17 protein-coding genes, 2 tRNA genes and 3 rRNA genes are annotated in these 22,072 nt (G+C 56.4%); 15 read left to right on the forward strand and 7 right to left on the reverse strand.

The window, feature by feature from the left end; genetic code table 11:
* The first annotated feature begins 12 nt into the window (after positions 1-12).
* The 4 genes from MARHY_RS02565 to MARHY_RS02580 all read left to right on the forward strand — a co-directional run bounded on the left by MARHY_RS02565 (position 13) and on the right by MARHY_RS02580 (position 3,075).
* Positions 13-600, forward strand: a complete 588-nt coding sequence (locus tag MARHY_RS02565) for an RNA polymerase sigma factor (protein WP_081432057.1) — start codon at positions 13-15, stop codon at positions 598-600.
* A 4-nt stretch (positions 601-604) separates the two neighbouring features.
* Entirely contained in the window at positions 605-1,297 is a 693-nt protein-coding gene (locus MARHY_RS02570; protein WP_193364631.1) for an anti-sigma factor family protein, read from the forward strand.
* On the forward strand, positions 1,294-1,689 hold the full coding sequence (locus tag MARHY_RS02575; RefSeq protein WP_014420462.1) for a hypothetical protein: 396 nt from the start codon (positions 1,294-1,296) through the stop codon (positions 1,687-1,689). The genes MARHY_RS02570 and MARHY_RS02575 overlap by 4 nt, the downstream gene beginning before the upstream one ends.
* 114 nt (positions 1,690-1,803) lie before the next feature.
* Complete coding sequence (locus MARHY_RS02580) at positions 1,804-3,075, forward strand: tetratricopeptide repeat protein (RefSeq protein WP_226374385.1); 1,272 nt, start codon at positions 1,804-1,806, stop codon at positions 3,073-3,075.
* A 46-nt stretch (positions 3,076-3,121) separates the two neighbouring features.
* Here MARHY_RS02580 and hemL read toward each other — a convergent pair whose 3' ends face one another.
* The 5 genes from hemL to MARHY_RS02605 are packed head-to-tail and all read right to left on the reverse strand — an operon-like array spanning position 3,122 to position 8,075.
* Positions 3,122-4,402: a glutamate-1-semialdehyde 2,1-aminomutase gene (gene hemL, locus MARHY_RS02585; RefSeq protein WP_014420464.1), complete on the reverse strand. Its 1,281-nt coding sequence runs from the start codon at positions 4,400-4,402 to the stop codon at positions 3,122-3,124.
* Positions 4,403-4,414: 12 nt separating this feature from the next.
* Positions 4,415-5,083, reverse strand: a complete 669-nt coding sequence (thiE, locus tag MARHY_RS02590) for a thiamine phosphate synthase (protein ID WP_014420465.1) — start codon at positions 5,081-5,083, stop codon at positions 4,415-4,417.
* A complete protein-coding gene (gene thiD, locus MARHY_RS02595; protein ID WP_041654539.1) occupies positions 5,071-5,835 on the reverse strand; it encodes a bifunctional hydroxymethylpyrimidine kinase/phosphomethylpyrimidine kinase in 765 nt (254 codons plus the stop codon). Before thiD ends, thiE begins: the two co-directional genes overlap by 13 nt.
* Positions 5,836-5,873: 38 nt before the next feature.
* The gene (hemJ, locus tag MARHY_RS02600; protein WP_014420467.1) at positions 5,874-6,296 is read right to left on the reverse strand and encodes a protoporphyrinogen oxidase HemJ; all 423 of its coding nucleotides are present in this window, start codon (positions 6,294-6,296) and stop codon (positions 5,874-5,876) included.
* A 3-nt stretch (positions 6,297-6,299) separates the two neighbouring features.
* The gene (locus tag MARHY_RS02605) at positions 6,300-8,075 is read right to left on the reverse strand and encodes a chloride channel protein (RefSeq protein WP_014420468.1); all 1,776 of its coding nucleotides are present in this window, start codon (positions 8,073-8,075) and stop codon (positions 6,300-6,302) included.
* Positions 8,076-8,229: 154 nt separating this feature from the next.
* On the opposite strand from MARHY_RS02605, the gene argC reads away from it, so the two are divergent.
* From argC to erpA, 4 genes are all read left to right on the forward strand, one after another.
* Entirely contained in the window at positions 8,230-9,267 is a 1,038-nt protein-coding gene (argC, locus tag MARHY_RS02610; protein WP_041654540.1) for an N-acetyl-gamma-glutamyl-phosphate reductase, read from the forward strand.
* Between the two features lie 10 nt (positions 9,268-9,277).
* A complete protein-coding gene (locus MARHY_RS02615) occupies positions 9,278-10,018 on the forward strand; it encodes a DUF6776 family protein (protein ID WP_022991911.1) in 741 nt (246 codons plus the stop codon).
* A 1-nt stretch (position 10,019) separates the two neighbouring features.
* Positions 10,020-10,466, forward strand: coding sequence for a bactofilin family protein (locus MARHY_RS02620; RefSeq protein ID WP_014420471.1), 447 nt, complete (start codon positions 10,020-10,022; stop codon positions 10,464-10,466).
* An 83-nt stretch (positions 10,467-10,549) separates the two neighbouring features.
* Positions 10,550-10,882 (forward strand): iron-sulfur cluster insertion protein ErpA, encoded by a 333-nt coding sequence (gene erpA / locus MARHY_RS02625; RefSeq protein WP_011784224.1) that lies wholly within the window; start codon positions 10,550-10,552, stop codon positions 10,880-10,882.
* Position 10,883: 1 nt separating this feature from the next.
* Here erpA and MARHY_RS02630 read toward each other — a convergent pair whose 3' ends face one another.
* Positions 10,884-11,984, reverse strand: a complete 1,101-nt coding sequence (locus MARHY_RS02630; protein ID WP_011784225.1) for an anhydro-N-acetylmuramic acid kinase — start codon at positions 11,982-11,984, stop codon at positions 10,884-10,886.
* Positions 11,985-11,986: 2 nt separating this feature from the next.
* The gene (locus MARHY_RS02635) at positions 11,987-13,366 is read right to left on the reverse strand and encodes an OapA family protein (protein ID WP_041654541.1); all 1,380 of its coding nucleotides are present in this window, start codon (positions 13,364-13,366) and stop codon (positions 11,987-11,989) included.
* Between the two features lie 304 nt (positions 13,367-13,670).
* On the opposite strand from MARHY_RS02635, the gene tyrS reads away from it, so the two are divergent.
* The 7 genes from tyrS (at position 13,671) to MARHY_RS02670 (ending at position 22,052) form a co-directional block, all read left to right on the forward strand.
* Positions 13,671-14,873, forward strand: a complete 1,203-nt coding sequence (gene tyrS / locus MARHY_RS02640) for a tyrosine--tRNA ligase (protein WP_011784227.1) — start codon at positions 13,671-13,673, stop codon at positions 14,871-14,873.
* Between the two features lie 477 nt (positions 14,874-15,350).
* Positions 15,351-16,891, forward strand: a 16S ribosomal RNA gene (locus MARHY_RS02645).
* Positions 16,892-16,980: 89 nt separating this feature from the next.
* Positions 16,981-17,057, forward strand: a tRNA-Ile gene (locus MARHY_RS02650).
* 96 nt (positions 17,058-17,153) lie between these two features.
* Positions 17,154-17,229 (forward strand) — tRNA-Ala (locus MARHY_RS02655).
* A gap of 303 nt (positions 17,230-17,532) precedes the next feature.
* Positions 17,533-20,424, forward strand: a 23S ribosomal RNA gene (locus tag MARHY_RS02660).
* Positions 20,425-20,507: 83 nt separating this feature from the next.
* Positions 20,508-20,622, forward strand: a 5S ribosomal RNA gene (gene rrf / locus MARHY_RS02665).
* The 16S, 23S and 5S rRNA genes sit together here with 2 tRNA genes alongside, the layout of an rRNA operon.
* 227 nt (positions 20,623-20,849) lie before the next feature.
* Positions 20,850-22,052 (forward strand): DUF6160 family protein, encoded by a 1,203-nt coding sequence (locus tag MARHY_RS02670; protein ID WP_158011865.1) that lies wholly within the window; start codon positions 20,850-20,852, stop codon positions 22,050-22,052.
* Positions 22,053-22,072: the final 20 nt, after the last annotated feature.

The following is a 22,072-nucleotide window of genomic DNA, read 5'->3' on the forward strand; positions in this document are numbered from 1 at the left end:
GGCAGTTGGTCTTTGGCAATTTTCCCTTTCCGCCCGTCCGCACAGAAACGTTTCCATCGGTTGGTTCAGCCCCACCTCGAGGGGATGTATGCGTTTGCCTACCGTTTGACCGGAACCCGTCAGGACGCTGAGGATCTGGTGCAGGATGTGGTCGTCAAACTGTATCCCCGATTATCCGAACTGGAGACGGTGGAACAGCTTCGACCCTGGCTGAACCGTGTGCTTTATCGTCAGTTTGTGGATTCGATTCGCCGCAGGGGGCGCCGTGCCGACCGGGCAGCCAGTGAACTCATGGAGGCGGACCACCAGGCGGATTGGTTCGATGCGCTGGAATCTGATGATGCCACGCCAGAACTTGTCTTCGATCAGTCGCGCCTCGGCTTCATGCTGGACGAGGCTATGGACCGGCTTTCGCCAGATCAGAGAACCTTGCTGCTTCTGCATGATGTTGACGGCTGGCGACAGGAGGATGTGGCCGAGGTACTGGGTGTTGCGGTTGGTACCGTGAAGTCGCGATTACATCGCAGCCGCGCCACGTTGAGAAAATACCTGCAGCAGCGCATGGAACCGGGAAGCGACGTCCGGCGTGTTGAGGAGTGAGGTGATGACCATGTCCTGTCCAAGCATTCGATCACAATTACCTGATTATGTCAGGGCGACACTCTCCGAGAATGAGGCGGCAGTGGTGCGTGAGCATTTGCAACGTTGCCCGCGGTGCCGGCGTCGTTGTGATATGGAAGAAGTGTTGATGTCCCGGATGGCGGCGCAGTTTGATGTGCCTCCGCCGGCCCCGGATTTTGAATCGCGGGTGTTTGGGGAGTTGTCTTCCGGTTCGGGCCGGCGTGTACACATGGCGTGGGGTGGTGCGGTGGCGGTAGCACTGGCATTGGGGTTGTTCATCGGGCAGTTCGGATTGTGGCTGCCTGATGAGGCTGGTCATGAGGCTGTCGCTGTGGCGGAGGTGGTGGACACCCCCGTTGTCGCGCCGTTGGAGAGAACCGTACGCCTTGCATTCACGTCGGGAGAGCCCCTGGATGACGTTACCCTTACCTTGAATCTGCCGCCTCATGTGGAAATCGCAGGCTTGCCCGGGCAGCATCAGGTGCGCTGGCAGGTGAGCCTGGAACAGGGTGACAATGTGCTGGCATTACCCCTGCGGATTATGTTCCCCGGGGACGGCGAGCTTGTTGCCGAGCTGGATGCTGAAGGCCGGCAGAAAGTTTTTCGGGCCACCATACCCGATTACCCGGGGGCGAGCCGGCATGCCCCTGTGGATGTTAAGGAGCCTGCAACATGAGTGGTTATAACGGATCCCTTGGCTTCGCAACCGCTGGCCTTATACTTGCCCTGATGTCCGCGCCGGCGTTTGGCCGGGACGATCTTGACGTCACCATGCGGCTGGTTGGTGAGAATGAGGACGTAACGGAATCGGTTGCCCGTGAAATTCGGTTACCGGAGCTACCGGCACTGGAGCGTCGTTCCTCCGGGCTTGGACGTGGCGATGGTGAGCCGCCGGGCCAGCAAATTCGCGAGCAGGCCCGTGAAAAAGGGCGGGATTTTGGTCAGTCCATGTCAGAGCGTGCCCGCGACGTTCGTGAAAACCGGCCGGAGCGGCCTGGTTCCGACAAGCGCCCCGATATTGATCCTGGCAAAAAGCCGGAACTCCCGCCTCAATCCTCGAAGCCGTAACTCAAAGCTTGTGGTAACCTCGGTTTCCGTCAACGGTTTTCTATTTATTGACTGAACCCGGGGTTGTTCTTGCGTCTCCTCTTCATCTTTTTGTTTCTTCTCGGTCAGCCCCTGTTGGCCCAATCCGCATTCTCTGATGGGGCAAGCGAAGCTCTGGCCCAGGGCGTGGTCCAGTTTCAGCAAGGCAACCTTGGTCAGGCCCGGGAAAGTTTCCAGTTGGCTGCAGAGCTGGGCGTTCAGTCTCCGTCACTGCATTATAATCTGGGCGTGGTCTGTTATCGGCTGGAGGATTATCCGGCGGCCCGGCAGTGGTTTTCCCGTTTACTGGACAGCGACGATCGCGCCTTGGCCACGTACAACCTGGGCCTGGTCGCCCTTGCTGATGATCGGCCAGGCGAAGCCCGTAAATGGTTTGAGGAGAGCCTTGCGGCATCACCACCGGAATCTGTCCAGCGTCTTGCCGAGCAGCAGTTGGCAAAACTCGACGGCCTGGCACTTCTTCAGGGCGAGCGCCGAGTGGATGCCTACGGCTATTTGTCCCTCGGCGCAGGTTACGACAGCAATCTCTCGGCAACTCCTGAAGACTCCGCCAGTAATCAGGGAAGTGCGCTTGGCGAAGTGATAGCCGCCGGTTCGGTTGACTATGCATTGGATGCCCACCGTTGGCTCTCGCTGGATCTGATCGCGTTTGCCCGACACTATGCCGAGGACGGCGATTACGATCAGCAGTTGTTACAGGCGCGCTTCGGTGTCATGCGTGCCTGGGGGCTTTGGGCGGTTGGTATTCGGCCCGTGGTGTCGCGTTCGTGGCTTGACGGAGATAGTCTGGAAACCCGCTGGGGTGCTGAGTTTCTGGCCCGGTCTGCCGAGTGTTCACCTGCCGAAGATCTGAGGTGTGACGTGGCGTTTGCCGTGGAGCAGGTGAATGGTGGTGACGGCTACCAGGCCTACGATGGCCAGTGGTACCAGCTGAAGGCAGGGCTGGGTTATCCGTTTGGTGATCTGGACCTGGCAGGCGAGTACCGCCTGGAACTGAACAACCGGCAAGATCTGGACGTGCCCGAACGGTTTGTCAGCGTATCGCCCACAAGGCACGAGCTTATACTGGAAGCGAATTACCAGCTGTCGTCGGATTTGGCCCTGGCGGGTGAGCTATCGGTTCGCCACAGTCGCTATGGCAAGCCGCATCGCTGGGTTGAGTCGGGGATGTTGGTGGAGCGCAGGCGGGAAGACGTCCTGACCGGAGTAGGGCTGATGGCTGAGTATGATCTCACTGCGCGCTGGTTATTAAGGCCGCAATGGTTTTTCCGTCATCAGCATAGTGAGCTCAACGAATACGATTTTCGTCGGCATACGCTGTTGCTCTCCCTCGAGGGCGTATTCTAGCCCAGCCGAGGTTTGCCCCCGGATTGATCCCGGGGGCAATGGTGCCTCACAACGTTTTCATGACCTTGCGCGCAGCTGCCAGAGTGAATTCAATATCCTCATCTGACAACGCTGCGGTAGTAAAGCCTGCCTCGAATGCTGAGGGCGCAAGGTAAACGCCTTCCTTCAGCATGCCCTGGAAGAATGCCTTGAAGCGTTCCACGTCACAGGCCATCACCTGGTCAAAGCGCGTGATGGATGGTTCGGTAGTAAAGAAGAAGCCGAACATGGCACCCGCGGACTGAACCGCCAGTGGGATGCCGGCTTCATCCGCTGCCGCCTTGAAGCCATCCTTCACCCGATTGGTTTTTTCCGTCAGCCGATCGTGGAACCCGGGCTCGGAAATGGCATTCAGCGTGGTCAGCCCGGCGGTCATTGCCAGCGGGTTACCGCTCAGGGTGCCGGCCTGATAAACCGGGCCCAGCGGCGAGATATGCTCCATGATTTCGCGTTTGCCGCCGAATGCACCGACGGGCAGGCCGCCGCCAATCACCTTGCCCAGAGCCGTCAGGTCCGGTTTCACCCCGTAGAATCCCTGGGCGCCGCCGAGCGATACCCGGAAACCGGTCATCACCTCATCGAAGATCAGCACGGTGCCGTGCTCATCACACACTTCCCGCAGCGCTTCCAGGAAGCCGGGCACGGGCGGGATGCAGTTCATATTGCCGGCTACGGGCTCAACGATAATGGCCGCGATCTGGTCGCCCATCTGGCGGAAGGTATCACGAACCTCGTCAATATCGTTGTAGGTCAGGGTCAGGGTATGCTCCGCCAGGCTGGCCGGAATTCCCGGTGAGTTGGGTACACCCAGGGTCAGGGCGCCGGAACCGGCTTTGACCAGCAGGGAATCTACGTGACCGTGGTAGCAACCTTCGAATTTCACGATCTTGTCGCGGCCGGTGTAGCCACGGGCCAGGCGGATGGCACTCATGGTGGCCTCGGTGCCGGAGTTGACCATGCGCACCAGTTCGATGGAAGGCACCAGCTCGCATACCTTTTTCGCCATCTCGGTTTCAATGGCGGTCGGGGCCCCGTAACCCACACCCAGATCCACCTGAGCGTGCAGCGCCGCTTTGATGCGGGGATCGGAATGGCCCAGGATCATCGGGCCCCAGGAACCAATAAAATCGATGTACCGCCGGTCATCCTCGTCATAGAGATAGGCGCCCTCGGCGTGTTTGAAAAAGACCGGAGTACCGCCAACACCACGGAATGCCCGAACCGGGGAGTTTACGCCGCCGGGAATATATTTCTGGGCCTGTTCAAAGAGGGTTTCGGAATGATTCACGGTTGTCTCCTGTTATTCGGAAAGTGAAAAAAGTGGATGATGCCGGGCGAACAGGCGGTGAAATGCCCTGGCCCGGGCTTCTATGTCTGAGGGTTGGCCGCCGAACAGGCCGCCGACTACGGCAACCAGGTCTGCACCGGCACGGATCAGGGCCTCAGCGTTGTTACCGGTGATTCCGCCTATGGCTGTAATGGGTAACCCGAGGCCTTTTGCCTCGGTTAAAACGTCCGGCGAAGCCGGCGGCGCACCGGGCTTGGTAGTCGAATCGTAAAAGCGGCCGAAGGCCAGGTAATCCGCACCGCCGTCAGCGGCTGTCTGGGCCAGATTCAGGCTGTGATGGCAGGTGATGCCGATAATGGCATGCTCCCCGAGCAAGCGCCTGGCGTCGACCAGTGAGCAATCATCCTGACCCAGATGAACCCCAGCGGCGCCGACTCTGACGGCAAGTTCCGGGTCGTCATTAATCAGTAACGGAACGTCGAACCCCTGGCACAGGCTGTTGAGGTTCCTGGCCTGAACCAGCCGTTCAGAGGCTGTCGATCCCTTGTCCCGATACTGAACCAGACGCGCGCCTCCGGCCAGAGCCGCCTCTACCGAAGCAATCAGGATGTCGGCAGGCGTCAGCCGGTTATCGGTGATGGCGTAAAGACCGGGTCGAAGCTGAGACTTTACCGTTCCCACAGAATACCCCGGTCGGGAACCCGCTGGCCCTGGCCAACCGTCAGTGCATGCAACAGCGCCCGATGCACGTAATTCTGCGCCTGGGAAATCGCGGCTCTTGGTGACAGTCCCATGGCCCGGCCGGCGGCAATGGCCGCTGCCAGCGTGCAGCCGGTGCCGTGATATTCATTGCTGCCAACCCGTTCCACCTCCCATTCCATGGGCTCCGGGGCGTGGTTATACAGTGTGTTGATGATGTGGATGCCGGTGCCGTGGCCGCCGGTGGCAAGCACGGATTCGCAGCCTGTCTGCAAAAGGTTGCGGGCCGCCTCTGCCGGATTGTCGCTGCCGCCGAGCTGAGCCAGTTCAATGCCGTTCGGCGTAATCATTTCGGCCCTGGCAAACAGCCTGTCTTTCATGGCCGCTACAAGCGCATCATCAGCCAGATCGCCACCGCCAGCCGCCTTGATCACCGGGTCGACAATCAAAGGCACGCCCGAATGCTTCTGCACAAACTCCACCAGTACCTCTACCACTTCGGCATTTCCGAGCGCCCCGGTTTTGATGGCGTGGATGGGCGTATCCTGGGCAAGGCACTCCAGTTGCTGTTTGATCAGGCCCGGGCTGACGGGCTCGGCACCATATACGTTGCGGGTGTCCTGCACAGTCAGGCAGGTGAGCACGGGCAGCGGATGGGCGCCGATGGATGTGATGGCCTGTATGTCTGCCTGTATGCCGGCACCACCAGACGGATCCAGCCCGGAGAGTACCAGTACGTGGGGGCGGGTGAAGCTTTTGATGGCCGATCTCCTCAGAATGGTTTAACAACAGCAAGAATCACGACAGCGAGCAGGACAAACACCGGCAGCTCATTAAACCAGCGGTAGAACACGTGGCTACGGGTGTTCTGATCATCCCGGAACACTTTGACAAGGTGACCACAGTAGAAGTGGTAGATGATCAGCAAAACCACCAGCGTCAGCTTGGCATGCAGCCACCCCTGGCTGAAATACCCGGACCAGTTGTAGCTGAGCAGCCAGACACCAAAGACAACTGTGGCGACCATGGAAGGCGTCGTGATGCCACGGTAAAGCTTGCGTTCCATCACCTTGAACCGCTCTTTGCCTGGTTCATCCTCGCAGGCGGCATGATACACGAACAGTCTGGGCAGATAGAAAATGCCGGCGAACCAGCACACCAGGGAAATAATGTGGAAGGCTTTCACCCAAAGCATTCGTTAACTCCGTCGATATTGGTAGTAGCTTTCGATATCCGTTTGCAGCACAACACCATAAACTCGTTGAATCATGGGGGCCACATGGCGTTGTACGTATAGCGCCTCAGCCTGGGTGCTGTCGAATTGTTGCAGGGCTTCTTCCAGCGTTGCCTGGTACTGAACCGGTGCCACATCCCGCCGGTTGGCGGGGATTTCCATCAAATCAATGGACTCCGGTAATTCGGTGCCTTCCTCGGCGGCCTGTTTCTCGGTGTCCTCAAGAAAGCGGGCCAGATCGACCGCCGGTAGCAGGGCGGTGGGGCCATTGCTGCCTTCCACCAGAAGCCACTTCGGTTCCGATTTCAGGGCTTTCTTGGCTTCCTCCAGCGTGAGCGCGCGTTCGGTTCGAAGAATATTCCGTTCCATGATGGCGCCAACCGAAACCCGCCTCAGTGCCTGGATAACGGGGGAGTTCTGGTAGCTCAGGCCCTGGCTCTTGAGGATGGTCAGGAACAGGGATTTCTTGCCGAAGGCTTCGCTGGTCACCAGGCTGGCGGTAGTAATCATCAGCATGCCTGGCAGTATGATGTTCGGATTCCGGGTGAGCTCCATCAGCGCCATCAATGCCGCCAGTGGCGCCTGCAGCACGGCGCCCATCATCGCCCCCATACCCAGCATGGCGTAAAACCCCACCGATGAGGCAATGTCCGGGAACATCTGGGCACCGATCAGTCCCATGGCGCCGCCCAGGGTGGCGCCCATGAAGATGGTGGGGCCGATAACACCGCTGGGCATGCCCAGTCCGATGGACAATCCGGTGATGATCAGCTTGGCGCTGCCCGCGCCGAGCAGTAACCAGAATCCCAGTTCACCATGAATGGTTTCGCTCACGGTATCGTAGCCGATGCCCATGGTTTCCGGGATCACCAGGGCGAAGGGCACCATCAACAGGCCGGCCACGGCAATTCGTAGCAAGACCGGGCGGTGATGGTAACGGCCCATACTGTCTACCAGCTGGATAAATCCGGCCGCCGCGATGCCGATAATAACGGCAATGGCGAGAATCCAGGGAATCTCCAGCAGCGAATTCATGGTCAGAGCCGGGACACTGAACGCCGGTTCGGTGCCGTAAACCGCCTGGGTGACGATAGCAGCGCTGACCGCCGCCAGGATAATCGGGGTGAAGCCGGCGATGGTGTATTCCATCATCACCACTTCCATCGCGAAAATCACGCCGGAGATGGGGGTGTTGAAGGAGGCGGAAATGGCAGCGGCACAACCGCAGGCGACCAACGTACGAATGCTGTTGTTGGGCAGCCGCATCCATTGCCCGAGCAGGCTGGAGAAGGCCGCGCCCAGATGTACGGCGGGTCCCTCCCGGCCGGCGGATTGCCCGGTGATCACCGTGGTGACGCCGGAAACAAACTGAACCATGGCACTGCGGAAGGAGATGTAGCCCTGATGGTAGTTCAGCCGCTCCATGATATGAACGATGCCGACTTTGCGATCGTGCAGGGCGAGTTTGTGCAACAGCAGCCCCAGCCCCAGAGCCCCGGCCAGTGGCAGAAGACCCCGGGTGAGCAGATCCAGCTCTTCGAAACTCTCTGAACCCTGGCCCGGCAGGAAATGCTCCAGTGGCCATTCAATAGCGAGTCGGAAAAGCAGGATTACGCCGCCGGTCACAATGCCGGACAGCAGGCCAAGAACCGCCAATTGCGGTAAAGCATCAACGCCGGAGAGCTTCCGCCGGAATACGGGGATCAGATTCTCGGTAATCTGTTGCCTGATGCTACGCATTGGCGGGGTGTTCCGGTTGGAGTGTCGGGATCATCAGCAGATTTCTGACAACATTGTAACGGCGGGCCCGCAGGCTGCAATAAGTCCTTGGTTTATCATGTTAGACTACGTGCCCTGACTTCCCAATTCTGTCCAGACCACGTTGGAGATAAGAGTGATTAAAGTAGGCATCGTCGGCGGAACCGGATACACGGGTGTAGAGCTGTTGAGAATTCTGGCTACCCACCCGGAAGCAGAGGTTATCTGCATCACCTCGCGATCGGAAGCGGGTATGCCCGTGGCCGATATGTATCCCAACCTGCGAGGCCATTATGAGCTTGAATTCTCCGAGCCCGACGCATCGGTGCTGGCGAGCTGTGATCTGGTGTTTTTTGCCACGCCGCATGGCGTTGCCATGCGCATGGTTCCGGAATTGATGGCCTCAGGTGTTCGCGTGGTTGACCTGTCGGCGGATTTCCGCCTGAAAGATCTTGATACCTGGGCAAACTGGTATGGCATGCCCCACGAGAGTGCCGACTGGGCCGAAAAAGCGGTGTACGGCTTGCCCGAGGTGGCCCGCGATGCCATTCGTGACGCTCAGCTGGTTGCGAATCCAGGGTGTTATCCGACAGCCGTGCAGCTGGGATTCCTGCCGTTGCTGGAACAGGGCCTGGTCAATCCGGCAAGGCTGATAGCCGATGCCAAGTCTGGCGCCAGCGGTGCCGGCCGGCAGGGCAAGATTGGCATGCTTCACGGTGAGATAGGCGAGAGTTTCAAGGCCTACGGCGCTTCCGGGCATCGGCACTTGCCGGAGATTCGCCAGGGTCTCATGGCCGCTGCAGGGAAAGGCGTTGGTGTTACCTTTGTGCCGCACCTGATACCGATGATTCGCGGTATTGAAGCCACGCTGTATGCCGAGCTCGATAACCCTCAGGATTTTGATCGCCTTCAGGCACTGTATGAGGCGCGTTACAAAGATGAGCCGTTCGTCGATGTCATGCCGTTCGGCAGTCATCCGGAGACCCGCAGTGTCCGTGGCGCCAATCACTGTCGGATGGCATTACACCGCCAGGAAGACAGCAACATCGTGATTGTGTCATCGGTGATCGACAATTTGGTGAAGGGCGCCGCCGGCCAGGCGGTTCAGAATATGAATATCATGTTCGGCCTGGATGAAGCCATGGGCCTGAATGCTCCGGCTTTGCTGCCGTGAGGTCGGGCACGTGAGTGATCCTCGAAAACCGGCGGATGAATACGTTGTTATCCGCCACCGGCCAGGTTACCGGTTACGTCGCAGCCTGATTCTGCTGGCATTTACCGTCATCGCCGCCGTGGCAGGATATGCCGCTGGGCTTGCCCAGGGTGGCTTCCGTTTCAGCTCGGCGGAGGCGTCTGCCGAGCAGTTGGTGGAGGAGGTGGAGAACCTTCGGGAGCAATACCGGGAGGCACGTCAGGGGTTGGTGAATCTCGAACGTGGGCGCGCGATCGATGAGCAGGCACTGCGGGAGGCACGAAACACGATTGTCGGCCTGGAAACCCGCATCCTGGAGCTGGAGGCGGATCTTACCTTCTACCGCAATATCATGGCGCCCTCGGAAACCAGCAAGGGCCTGCAGGTAGACAGTTTTACGCTGAGCCCGGCCAGGGAGTCTGGTGTTTTCGATTTCAAAATGGTGCTGACTCAGGTTGGCAATAACAAGAGCTATATTTCGGGTCTGGTGGCCGTGAATGTCATCGGTCGTCTGGATGGCGAGAAAGAGGTGATTGCGCTGAGGGATCTGTCGGATGAAATTGATGATCTGGGCGTGAAATTCCGGTTCCGCTACTTCCAGGATGTGGAGGGCAGCCTGCGCCTGCCTGAGAGCTTTGAGCCCTATGAGATTCAGGTCGTTGCCCAGGCGGAGGGCCGCAAGGCATCCCAGGCTGAACGAACCTTTGATTGGAAAGATTTAACGGAGAACTGAGATGCTTGGCAAGAAAAAGCAGAAACCCCGCCGTTCCCCCGGCCATTTTGACACCCTGATTTCCGGCAAGACCACGGTTGAGGGCGATGTTCATTTCTCCGGTGGTCTTCACGTGGATGGCACCATCAAGGGCCGGGTTGTGGCCGAAGAAGGCTCCGATGCGGTGGTACGTTTGTCAGAGGTGGGGGAAATCGTTGGCGACGTCGTGGCTCCCCATATCATCATCAATGGCAAGGTAAAGGGTGACGTGCATGCCTCTGCCCACCTCGAGCTGGCAGAGAAAGCGGTAGTTACCGGCAATGTCTATTACCAGTTGATTGAGATGGCCATGGGCGCCTCGGTCAACGGCAACCTGGTGCGCAAGGATGAAACCAGTGGTTTGCTGACGCATGAGCAAAAGCAGCCAGAGAGTTCAATCTCAGGTGAAGATGAGGACAAGTCCGAATAGTTGATTGTTTTAGTCAGGAATACCATAATTTCCTGACAGCAATATCATGCCGGAGGCAGACTTTGAGTGTAGTTCAGCAACAAATGGCCACGCCGTTGTTTTTCACCGACAACGCCGTCGCAAAGGTGCGTGAGTTGATCGAGGAGGAGGAAAATCCCGATCTCAAGTTGCGTGTCTTTGTCACAGGCGGCGGCTGCTCCGGTTTCCAGTACGGCTTCTCGTTTGATGAAAGTCAGGAAGAAGATGACACCGTCATAGAGCGGGATGGGGTCAAGCTGCTGGTGGATTCAATGAGCTATCAGTATCTGGTGGGCGCGACTATCGACTATCAGGAAGGGCTGCAGGGTTCACAGTTTGTCGTTCAGAACCCCAATGCGAGTTCGACCTGCGGTTGCGGCAGCTCATTTTCCATCTGAATCAGGGTGGATAAATTGCGCCCAGTATTCTCTCGCCCGAAGCGCCGGTGACTTCGGGCACGTTGCCCGGTAACTGAAGGATGGTTTGTCGGGCCAGCCAGGCGAACGCCACCGGCTCTACCCACTGAGGGTCAAGACCAAGATCCGCCGTGGTGTGTAGTGCGGCGGACCCAAGGCCTACCTTGAGCTCTCTCATCAGTAATCGATTGAAGGTGCCACCACCACAGACATACACGGCCATGTCCGCATTTTCCTGTGGTAACTGCTGGAGAATGGTTGTCACGGTCAGTTGCAGCAGGGTTCTCTGCACGTCCTCGGCGGGTATCTCTTCGAAACGTTGAAGATGTGTGCGCACCCAGTCGATGTTGAAACGCTCTTTGCCCGTACTTTTCGGAGCTGGTTTGCTGAAGTAGGCGTCTGACAGCATGCTGGCAAGCAGTTCGGAATGGGTCGCACCCTCGCTGGCCATGTGGCCGTCTTCATCAAAATGCCGCCCGGTCTGGTCCAGGCACCAGGCGTCCAGCAGGGCATTGGCCGGGCCGGTATCGAAGCCGACGGCCGGCTTTCTCGATCCGGCCGGCAGCCAGGTGATATTGGCAATGCCACCGAGATTCAGAATGCATCTATCCTGAGTGGGTGAGGCAAAGAGCCAGCGATGAAAAGCGGGTACCAGGGGAGCGCCCTGTCCGCCGGAGGCAATATCCCGGCTGCGGAAATCGGCAACTGTAATGATCCCCAGGCGTTCGGATAGCCACGCGGCATTGCCGATCTGAAGGGAAAAGGGCGCATTGCCGGCTGGTTGGTGGCGAATGGTCTGGCCGTGGCTGCCGGCGGCCCGTATCTGTTTTGGGTTAATTCCCGACTGTTTAATCAGTTGGGCACCGGCTTCCGCAAAATGCTGGCCAACCAGGGTATCCAGTTCGCCCAGCTCATCCGGGTCAGCCTGGTTGCGTGTTGCCAGCAGTAACCGCTGGCGTAACGCGTCGGCATAGGGTAGAGAGACGGTTTCGTGGACGGCCAGGCTGTTCGTGTCGAAAGACACCAGCACCGCATCAACTGCGTCCATGCTGGTGCCAGACATCAGGCCTAGCCAGTAGTCCATGCTCAGTTATCCGAGGCCAGAGCCAGCTGCTGATTGCTTTCGCGGAACACGTTGAACTGTGCCAGGCGCTGCTCGGTGAACTTCTGGAATCTTGCCATCTCGCTGTCCGGCACCGGCTTGGCGTCAGGGAGTTTGACCGTTCTTGAGTTTCTCGGCGCACCGTTGATCCGGAATTCGTAATGCAGGTGGGGTCCAGTCACCATGCCGGATGAGCCGACGTAGCCAATGGTTTCGCCCTGCTTGACCCGGGTACCGTTCTTGATGCCTTTGCCCAGTCGGCTCATATGTGCGTAAAGCGTTGTGATATTGTCGCCATGCTGCAGTACCACCGTCCGGCCGTAGCCGCCTTTCCAGCCAGCGAACTTCACCCGGCCACTACCGGCTGCCTTGATTGGGGTCCCCGGAGGTGCTGCATAGTCGGTACCTTCGTGTGGGCGAACCACATCGAGAACCGGGTGGCGACGTTGCAGGTTAAAAGGCGAGGAAACGCGGGCGTTGATGGGCACTCTCAGGAAGGCCTTCCGCATGCTCTTGCCGTCGGGTGAATAGTAGTCACTTTCTCCGTTCGCATCGGTATACAGCAGGGCAAGGTTATCTTCTCCCCGGTTGATAAAGCGGGCGGAGAGAATCCGGCCGGTATCAAACTTTTCGCCATCAATATAAAGCTCTTCGTAAACCACTTCGAAGCTGTCGCCTTTTCTGACATCGTATACAAAGTCGATGTCCCAGCCGAAAATGCCGGCCAGTTCCATCGTCAGGCGATCATTTAGGCCGGCGTCTCTGGCTGAGAGGTATAAAGATCCGTCGATAACGCCTGCGGCAAATGCCGGTCTGGCCTCAGGTTCGCGAACGACGGTCTCACCAAGAAAGCCATCTTCCGTGCGCGCGATTTTGAGGGACTCCAACAAAGAGCGTTGGAGTTCAATCGCAACCAGTTCGCCCTCGGAGTTCACGCCGAACCGGATATCCTCGCCGGCATAAAGGCGTTGGAGCTTGTCGGCCTCGCCGTCACCGTGAATCACCGAAAGCATCAGGCCGTCGTTAAATCCGGCTTTCCGGAACAACGTGGAGAGTGTATCGCCAGATTTAATGGTGAATTCCTGCCACTGAATATCAGGCTCGGGTGCAACGTCTGCCTGAGCTGCCATTGGTTGGCTCTGGCTTTCAGTTGTTTCGCTTGTTGTCTCAGCCTCCGGAGCGGCGGCCTGGGTGTTGGCTTCCTGTGAGGATGCCCCGGAAATCAGGCCCTGTTCCAGGTCGACGGTGTAGCTCATCCGCTTGGCTTCAACGTCTGCGCTTGGGCTCATCAGGACAGTAGCAGAGACGATCACCGTGGCGGCTGCCGCCAGGGTAATGTGTGTTTTGGGGAATGTTTTCAGCACGTGGCTCACCCGTTTTAATCGGTAATCCAGTAATTTGTACCGGCTTATTAAAGCGCCAGGTCAAGTATAGACCAACAGAGTACCGCATATAACAGAATTGCGACAGTGTCCAACATTACAGTCGAGCGGCTGTGCTGGTCGTACAAACTACGCCGCCGCTGCTATAATCCCGGGCTTTTCATGCTCTGATTGGTCGTTTTCTGAGCATTTCTACTGTACCAAGGGTGCCGGTAACTCACAGATTTCTTTTGTAGACCTCTGTAACCGGCTCCCGCTTTATTGTCACAGACGGGGTGAGGGGTTCATGGCATCAATAGATGAAGCGCTGGCGATTATCAAACGAGGTATTGATGAGCTGATTCCAGAGGAAGACCTGGTTGAAAAGCTTAAAGAAGGTCGGCCGCTGCGAGTGAAGGCCGGCTTCGACCCAACCGCGCCAGACTTACACCTCGGCCACACAGTGCTTATAAACAAGCTGCGCCAGTTTCAGGACCTTGGGCACGAAGTTATTTTCCTGATTGGTGACTTTACCGGCATGATTGGTGACCCCACAGGAAAGAGTGCTACCCGGCCTCCGCTTACTGAAGATCAGGTGCGCGACAACGCGATTACCTATAAAGAGCAGGTGTTCAAGATTCTGGATCGGGAAAAAACCCGGGTTGTCTTCAACTCCGAGTGGATGAGCAAGATGACAGCGGCGGATATGATTCGCCTGGCCGGGCAATATACGGTTGCCCGTATGCTTGAGCGCGATGACTTTACCAAGCGCTATCGTTCCGAGCAGCCAATCGCCATTCATGAATTCCTCTATCCTCTGGTACAGGGCTACGACTCGGTGGCGCTGGAAGCTGATATTGAGTTGGGTGGCACTGATCAGAAGTTCAATCTTCTGATGGGCCGGATTCTGCAAAAGCATTACGGCCAGAAACCGCAGGCCATCCTGACGGTCCCTATCCTTGAGGGGCTGGACGGTGTCCAGAAGATGTCCAAGTCTCTCGGTAACTATGTGGGGGTTAGCGACTCCCCGGGGGAAATGTATACCAAGCTGCTTTCCATGCCAGATGAACTGCTGTGGCGCTACTTCGAGTTGCTCAGCTTCCGGCCAATGGCTGAGATCGAGCACTTCAAGGCCGCGGTTGCCGGCGGCGAAAATCCTCAGGACTATAAGAGGGTGCTCGCTGAAGAGTTGATTACCCGCTTCCATGATGAGGAGGCCGCAAAGACGGCTCATAAATCGGCGGGTAATCGGGTTGCTCTCGGTGCGATTCCGGACAACGTGCCGGTCGTGGAGGTTTCGCTGGAAGGTCAGGGCGAGATTCCAATGCCTGCGGTTCTGCGTCTTGCCGGTCTGGTAAAGAACGGCGCTGCGGCGCGTGACGTACTTGGGCGTGGAGCGGTTTATGTGGATGGCCAGCAGTTTGAGGGCCAGCGCATGTTCGTAGCAGGGGATGAGTGTGTCATCCAGGCGGGTAAAAAGAAGATTGCTCGGGTGATCATTGTCGAGTGATTATCGTGGCGTTTTGGCCAATCTGAAATTTTTTCAGATTGGCCGTTGACTCCTCGGCTGAGGTCTGTAGAATGCGCATCTCGCTTGAGGGGCAGGTCACTGAAAAGAGCCGAAACCCGAGCGATAACTGCTTGAAAGCGCTGAAGAAAATGTTTCAGAAAAACTTCAAAAAGCGGTTGACAGGAAGGCGGTTCAGTGTAGAATGCGCACCTCGAAACAGGCAGTAAGCCGGAGAGTTTTTCGGCGGTTTTCGGAAGCGAAAACAGCGAAAAATAAACGGTTGACAGGGCAGCGGAACGATGTAGAATACGCGGCCTTGATTGAGCAACAGCTCAAACGCTCTTTAAAAAGTTAACCAAGTAATTCGTGTGGGCGCTGGCCGAGGTATTTCGGACACGAAATATCAGGACAGTGACTCGTCGAAATTGAGTTTTGTCTTGAGCAAGAATTAAGAACTTTCGGGTTCTTGTATGATTTAAACTGAAGAGTTTGATCATGGCTCAGATTGAACGCTGGCGGCAGGCTTAACACATGCAAGTCGAGCGGTAACAGGGGAAGCTTGCTTCCCGCTGACGAGCGGCGGACGGGTGAGTAATGCTTAGGAATCTGCCCAGTAGTGGGGGATAGCCCGGGGAAACCCGGATTAATACCGCATACGTCCTACGGGAGAAAGCAGGGGATCTTCGGACCTTGCGCTATTGGATGAGCCTAAGTCGGATTAGCTAGTTGGTGGGGTAAAGGCCTACCAAGGCGACGATCCGTAGCTGGTCTGAGAGGATGATCAGCCACATCGGGACTGAGACACGGCCCGAACTCCTACGGGAGGCAGCAGTGGGGAATATTGGACAATGGGGGCAACCCTGATCCAGCCATGCCGCGTGTGTGAAGAAGGCTTTCGGGTTGTAAAGCACTTTCAGTAGGGAGGAAAACCTTATGGCTAATACCCATGAGGCTTGACGTTACCTACAGAAGAAGCACCGGCTAACTCCGTGCCAGCAGCCGCGGTAATACGGAGGGTGCAAGCGTTAATCGGAATTACTGGGCGTAAAGCGCGCGTAGGTGGTTTGGTAAGCGAGATGTGAAAGCCCCGGGCTTAACCTGGGAACGGCATTTCGAACTGTCAGACTAGAGTGTGGTAGAGGGTAGTGGAATTTCCTGTGTAGCGGTGAAATGCGTAGATATAGGAAGGAACACCAGTGGCGAAGGCGGCTACCTGGACCAACACTGACACTGAGGTGCGAAAGCGTGGGGAGCAAACAGGATTAGATACCCTGGTAGTCCACGCCGTAAACGATGTCAACTAGCCGTTGGGACTCTTGAAGTCTTAGTGGCGCAGCTAACGCACTAAGTTGACCGCCTGGGGAGTACGGCCGCAAGGTTAAAACTCAAATGAATTGACGGGGGCCCGCACAAGCGGTGGAGCATGTGGTTTAATTCGACGCAACGCGAAGAACCTTACCTGGCCTTGACATCCAGAGAACTTTCCAGAGATGGATTGGTGCCTTCGGGAACTCTGAGACAGGTGCTGCATGGCCGTCGTCAGCTCGTGTCGTGAGATGTTGGGTTAAGTCCCGTAACGAGCGCAACCCCTATCCCTGGTTGCTAGCAGGTAATGCTGAGAACTCCAGGGAGACTGCCGGTGACAAACCGGAGGAAGGTGGGGATGACGTCAGGTCATCATGGCCCTTACGGCCAGGGCTACACACGTGCTACAATGGCGCGTACAGAGGGCTGCCAACTCGCGAGAGTGAGCCAATCCCTTAAAACGCGTCGTAGTCCGGATCGGAGTCTGCAACTCGACTCCGTGAAGTCGGAATCGCTAGTAATCGCGAATCAGAATGTCGCGGTGAATACGTTCCCGGGCCTTGTACACACCGCCCGTCACACCATGGGAGTGGATTGCACCAGAAGTAGTTAGTCTAACCTTCGGGAGGACGATTACCACGGTGTGGTTCATGACTGGGGTGAAGTCGTAACAAGGTAGCCGTAGGGGAACCTGCGGCTGGATCACCTCCTTAAACGAAGCCGAATGCTTCGGTCAGAGTCCACACGAATTACTTGGTTGGCTAATAAAGAGAGCAGATGGGTCGTTGCAGGCCCGTGTTTTGGGTCTGTAGCTCAGGTGGTTAGAGCGCACCCCTGATAAGGGTGAGGTCGGTGGTTCAAGTCCACCCAGACCCACCAGAATTGTTCAGCTCGTCGTTGTCGAAGTACTTGCATAGCAGGCTATGCGGCGCACTTCGACGCCTAGATCTGATCAATTCTTGTAGATAGCTTCTTGGGGCTATAGCTCAGCTGGGAGAGCGCCTGCCTTGCACGCAGGAGGTCGGCAGTTCGATCCTGCCTAGCTCCACCAAACTTTACTGACTAACTTCGGTTAGCAGTGTACAGAAACGAATGTTTCATATCGATGAAGCCTTCCTTTCTGATCACTGGGTCAGATTTGCTCTTTAACAAATTGGACGAGATAGAACACGAATATTTTTCTCTCATTATCTCCGAGAGAAAATGTTCAAAGTGATAGCGATTTCAAGCGTTATCCGGTGTTGTCGTTGAAGTGGTTGTTCTATTGCTTCAAGTGACTGTCTCGAAGATACCTCGGAATCAGGCTTGCCTGGTGATGAGTGTGACTTCGTGATCAGTTGTCTTGGGGTTATATAGTCAAGCAACTAAGCGCATACGGTGGATGCCTTGGCAGTCAGAGGCGATGAAAGACGTGGAAGCCTGCGATAAGGTTCGGGGAGCTGGCAAACGAGCTGTGATCCGGACATCTCTGAATGGGGAAACCCACCAACCTTCGGGTTGGTATCTTACACTGAATCCATAGGTGTAAGAGGCGAACCAGGGGAACTGAAACATCTAAGTACCCTGAGGAAAAGAAATCAACCGAGATTCCCTAAGTAGCGGCGAGCGAACGGGGACCAGCCCTTAAGCTGAACAACTGGTAGGAGAAGGCTCTGGAAAGTGCCGCCATAGTGGGTGATAGCCCCGTATCCGAAACCTGAGTTCAGTGAAATCGAGTAGGTCGGCGCACGAGAAACGTTGACTGAACATGGGGGGACCATCCTCCAAGGCTAAATACTCCTGACTGACCGATAGTGAACCAGTACCGTGAGGGAAAGGCGAAAAGAACCCCTGTGAGGGGAGTGAAATAGACCCTGAAACCGTATGCGTACAAGCAGTCGGAGCAGACTTGTTCTGTGACGGCGTACCTTTTGTATAATGGGTCAGCGACTTATGTTCAGTGGCGAGGTTAACCGTTTAGGGGAGCCGTAGGGAAACCGAGTCTGAATAGGGCGAATTAGTCGCTGGGCATAGACCCGAAACCGGGCGATCTATCCATGAGCAGGTTGAAGGTGCCGTAACAGGCACTGGAGGACCGAACCCACTGTCGTTGAAAAGCCAGGGGATGACTTGTGGATCGGAGTGAAAGGCTAATCAAGCCCGGAGATAGCTGGTTCTCCCCGAAAGCTATTTAGGTAGCGCCTCGGACGAATACCACAGGGGGTAGAGCACTGTTTGGGCTAGGGGGTCATCTCGACTTACCAACCCCATGCAAACTCCGAATACCTGTGAGTACTATCCGGGAGACACACGGCGGGTGCTAACGTCCGTCGTGAAGAGGGAAACAACCCAGACCGCCAGCTAAGGTCCCAAAGTACCAGTTAAGTGGGAAACGATGTGGGAAGGCTCAGACAGCTAGGAGGTTGGCTTAGAAGCAGCCACCCTTTAAAGAAAGCGTAATAGCTCACTAGTCGAGTCGGCCTGCGCGGAAGATGTAACGGGGCTCAAACTGGTCACCGAAGCTGCGGCTGCATACTTTGTATGCGGGGTAGGGGAGCGTTCTGTAAGCCTGCGAAGGTGTGTTGAGAAGCATGCTGGAGGTATCAGAAGTGCGAATGCTGACATGAGTAACGACAATGCGGGTGAAAAACCCGCACGCCGGAAGACCAAGGGTTCCTGCGCAACGCTAATCGGCGCAGGGTGAGTCGGCCCCTAAGGCGAGACCGAAAGGTGTAGTCGATGGGAAACGGGTTAATATTCCCGTACCTTGGATAGCTGCGATGGAGAGACGGAGAAGGCTAGGTGAGCCGGGCGACGGTTGCCCCGGTTTAAGCATGTAGGGAGTGGACTTAGGCAAATCCGGGTCCACAATCCCGAGACGCGACGACGAGTGCCCAAGGGCGCGAAGTCATTGATGCCCTGCTTCCAGGAAAATCTTCTAAGCTTCAGGCTATTCGAGACCGTACCCCAAACCGACACAGGTGGTCAGGTAGAGAATACCAAGGCGCTTGAGAGAACTCGGGTAAAGGAACTAGGCAAAATGGTGCCGTAACTTCGGGAGAAGGCACGCCGGTGTGTACGTGAAGCCCCTGCGGGTGGAGCGGAAGCCGGTCGAAGATACCAGGCCCCTGCGACTGTTTATTAAAAACACAGCACTCTGCAAACACGAAAGTGGACGTATAGGGTGTGACGCCTGCCCGGTGCCGGAAGGTTAATTGATGGGGTTAGCATTCGTGCGAAGCTCTTGATCGAAGCCCCGGTAAACGGCGGCCGTAACTATAACGGTCCTAAGGTAGCGAAATTCCTTGTCGGGTAAGTTCCGACCTGCACGAATGGCGTAACGATGGGGGCGCTGTCTCTACCCGAGACTCAGTGAAATTGAAATCGCCGTGAAGATGCGGTGTATCCGCGGCTAGACGGAAAGACCCCGTGAACCTTTACTATAGCTTCACAGTGAACTTTGAGCATGCTTGTGTAGGATAGCTGGGAGGCTTTGAAACCGGGACGCCAGTTCCGGTGGAGCCAACCTTGAAATACCAGCCTGGCATGTTTGAGGTTCTAACTCTGGCCCCTTATCGGGGTTGAGGACACTGTGTGGTGGGTAGTTTGACTGGGGCGGTCTCCTCCCAAAGCGTAACGGAGGAGCACAAAGGTGGGCTAAGCACGGTCGGACATCGTGCGGTTAGTGTAATGGCACAAGCCCGCTTGACTGCGAGACAGACACGTCGAGCAGGTACGAAAGTAGGTCATAGTGATCCGGTGGTTCTGTATGGAAGGGCCATCGCTCAACGGATAAAAGGTACTCCGGGGATAACAGGCTGATACCGCCCAAGAGTTCACATCGACGGCGGTGTTTGGCACCTCGATGTCGGCTCATCACATCCTGGGGCTGAAGCCGGTCCCAAGGGTATGGCTGTTCGCCATTTAAAGTGGTACGCGAGCTGGGTTTAGAACGTCGTGAGACAGTTCGGTCCCTATCTGCCGTGGACGTTGGAGATTTGAGGAAAGCTGCTCCTAGTACGAGAGGACCGGAGTGGACGAACCTCTGGTGTTCGGGTTGTCACGCCAGTGGCATTGCCCGGTAGCTATGTTCGGACAGGATAACCGCTGAAAGCATCTAAGCGGGAAGCCCCTTCCAAGATGAGATCTCCCCGAGGCCTCGAGCCTCCTGAAGAGCCGTTCAAGACCAGGACGTTGATAGGCCGGGTGTGTAAGCGCTGCGAGGCGTTGAGCTAACCGGTACTAATTGCTCGTGCGGCTTGACTATATAACACCCAAGACAATTGCGGATGACGCAACGAAATCAGCATCACTCAGTTCCATCTCGTCCCCCAGTGATCAACCGTTTTGCCTGACGACCATAGCGGTCTGGAACCACCTGATCCCATCCCGAACTCAGAAGTGAAACAGACCTGCGCCGATGGTAGTGTGGCGTTGCCCATGTGAGAGTAGGTCATCGTCAGGCTCCTAATACCTAAAACCCCCGACAGCTTTGCTGCCGGGGGTTTTTTATTGCCTGCAGGAAAGCGAGCAGATATGACCCTGTGATCAGGCGCACAGTTACGCTCGGTAAATAGCGTTAGCATTCCCTCAAGACTGGCAGAAAAAAAGACTAAAAAGCCAGCTTCAGAGACACTCATCAGTCATTCGATCATTGCCGTCAATAACAACAAACGGCGGGCAGGTATGGCTATGAGTACACGTAAAAGACTATTCCTCGCGCTGTCCATGGTGCTGTCTTCGGCTGCCCATGCAGATTTGCAGCCCATTTCTGATACCGAGCTGTCCGAGGTGACAGGTCAGGCCTTTGTCTCCATAGACCGCCAGTACCATCCCGATCCCAACGAAAATACCTCCTATACCCGTGTCAATCTCGGTATGGATATCGAAATTCAGACCAATGTTGATGTTCTCGAGATGGGGCGATATGAGCGAGCGGGTGAGAAGCAGGGTTCTTCCGATGTACTGATCCGCGATTTTGCGCTCGGGTACATCAATAACCAGGCCTACTACAGCAAGAACCCTGATGCTCCGCGACAATATCGCCCCGATGGCTCAGCCTATGGCGAGAATGAGATTGTTCCGTTCATGATCGATAGCCCGTTCTTCGAGTTTGCCTTTGATGAAACCACCAATGAGGTGGTAGGTGTTCGCCTTGGCTTTGGCGAGTCCATGGGCATTCTCTCCGGCAAGATCGAAACGCTGACGGGTAACGTCAATGTCGACATCATCGATCGAGGTGAAGGATTGCGGGAGGCTAACTCCACCGGCAATTTCTTCGATCAGTTGATTGTTCTGCTCACCCCTTTGCTCGAATCCGGCAGTCCACTCGCCACCAAGGCGCAGCTGGTCTATGGCGAGGAAGGTGATCCGCGCATTGGCGAGCTTGATCCCATTCGTGCGGAGTATATCGGTATTCCGAACGGGGAAAAGTTCGTTCTTGAAGGTGCCGCCGGATTCACCCGCTGGTCGCTGAAGAACCTGATTGGCTGGGGATCCAGTTCGGAGATTGAGGTGCCGGATTGTTCCTTCTTCAGCTGTGGTGCTGGTGACATCTATGTCTATGCCCAGGATTGCATGGTGCTGGGCATAGACTCCTGCTTTGATCTGGATATTTACAACAGTTTCCCGATTGGCCAGGTTGAGGAGGTCAATGGTGAGCGGCGAATTACCGGTCCCGCCGATGGTGCGTTTATTTCGTTTCAGACCAAAGATCTGGATTGGCTCAAGGACGTCAAGAAAACCGACATCACGGTAGAGGACTTTATTCGGGCGACGTCCGGCGCATTCTTCAATATCCCCAATGGCGCCACCGAGGTAAACCTGAATGAGGCGTTGTACGGCACGGACCGTTATCGGACTGAGTACATAGACCGTGGTCGGGGGCTGTTCTGATGAGAGGATTCGGGTTCTGC

Source organism: Marinobacter nauticus ATCC 49840, from assembly GCF_000284615.1.
Lineage (GTDB): Bacteria > Pseudomonadota > Gammaproteobacteria > Pseudomonadales > Oleiphilaceae > Marinobacter > Marinobacter nauticus.

Coding starts and splice junctions, on each gene's coding strand:
- MARHY_RS02605 (WP_014420468.1), bottom strand. CDS start 8,075: ATGCGTAGCATCAGGCAACAGATTACCGAGAATCTGATCCCCGTATTC.
- tyrS (WP_011784227.1), top strand. CDS start 13,671: ATGGCATCAATAGATGAAGCGCTGGCGATTATCAAACGAGGTATTGAT.
- MARHY_RS02630 (WP_011784225.1), bottom strand. CDS start 11,984: ATGGACTACTGGCTAGGCCTGATGTCTGGCACCAGCATGGACGCAGTT.
- MARHY_RS02575 (WP_014420462.1), top strand. CDS start 1,294: ATGAGTGGTTATAACGGATCCCTTGGCTTCGCAACCGCTGGCCTTATA.
- MARHY_RS02570 (WP_193364631.1), top strand. CDS start 605: ATGACCATGTCCTGTCCAAGCATTCGATCACAATTACCTGATTATGTC.
- hemJ (WP_014420467.1), bottom strand. CDS start 6,296: ATGCTTTGGGTGAAAGCCTTCCACATTATTTCCCTGGTGTGCTGGTTC.
- MARHY_RS02670 (WP_158011865.1), top strand. CDS start 20,850: ATGAGTACACGTAAAAGACTATTCCTCGCGCTGTCCATGGTGCTGTCT.
- erpA (WP_011784224.1), top strand. CDS start 10,550: ATGGCCACGCCGTTGTTTTTCACCGACAACGCCGTCGCAAAGGTGCGT.
- MARHY_RS02620 (WP_014420471.1), top strand. CDS start 10,020: ATGCTTGGCAAGAAAAAGCAGAAACCCCGCCGTTCCCCCGGCCATTTT.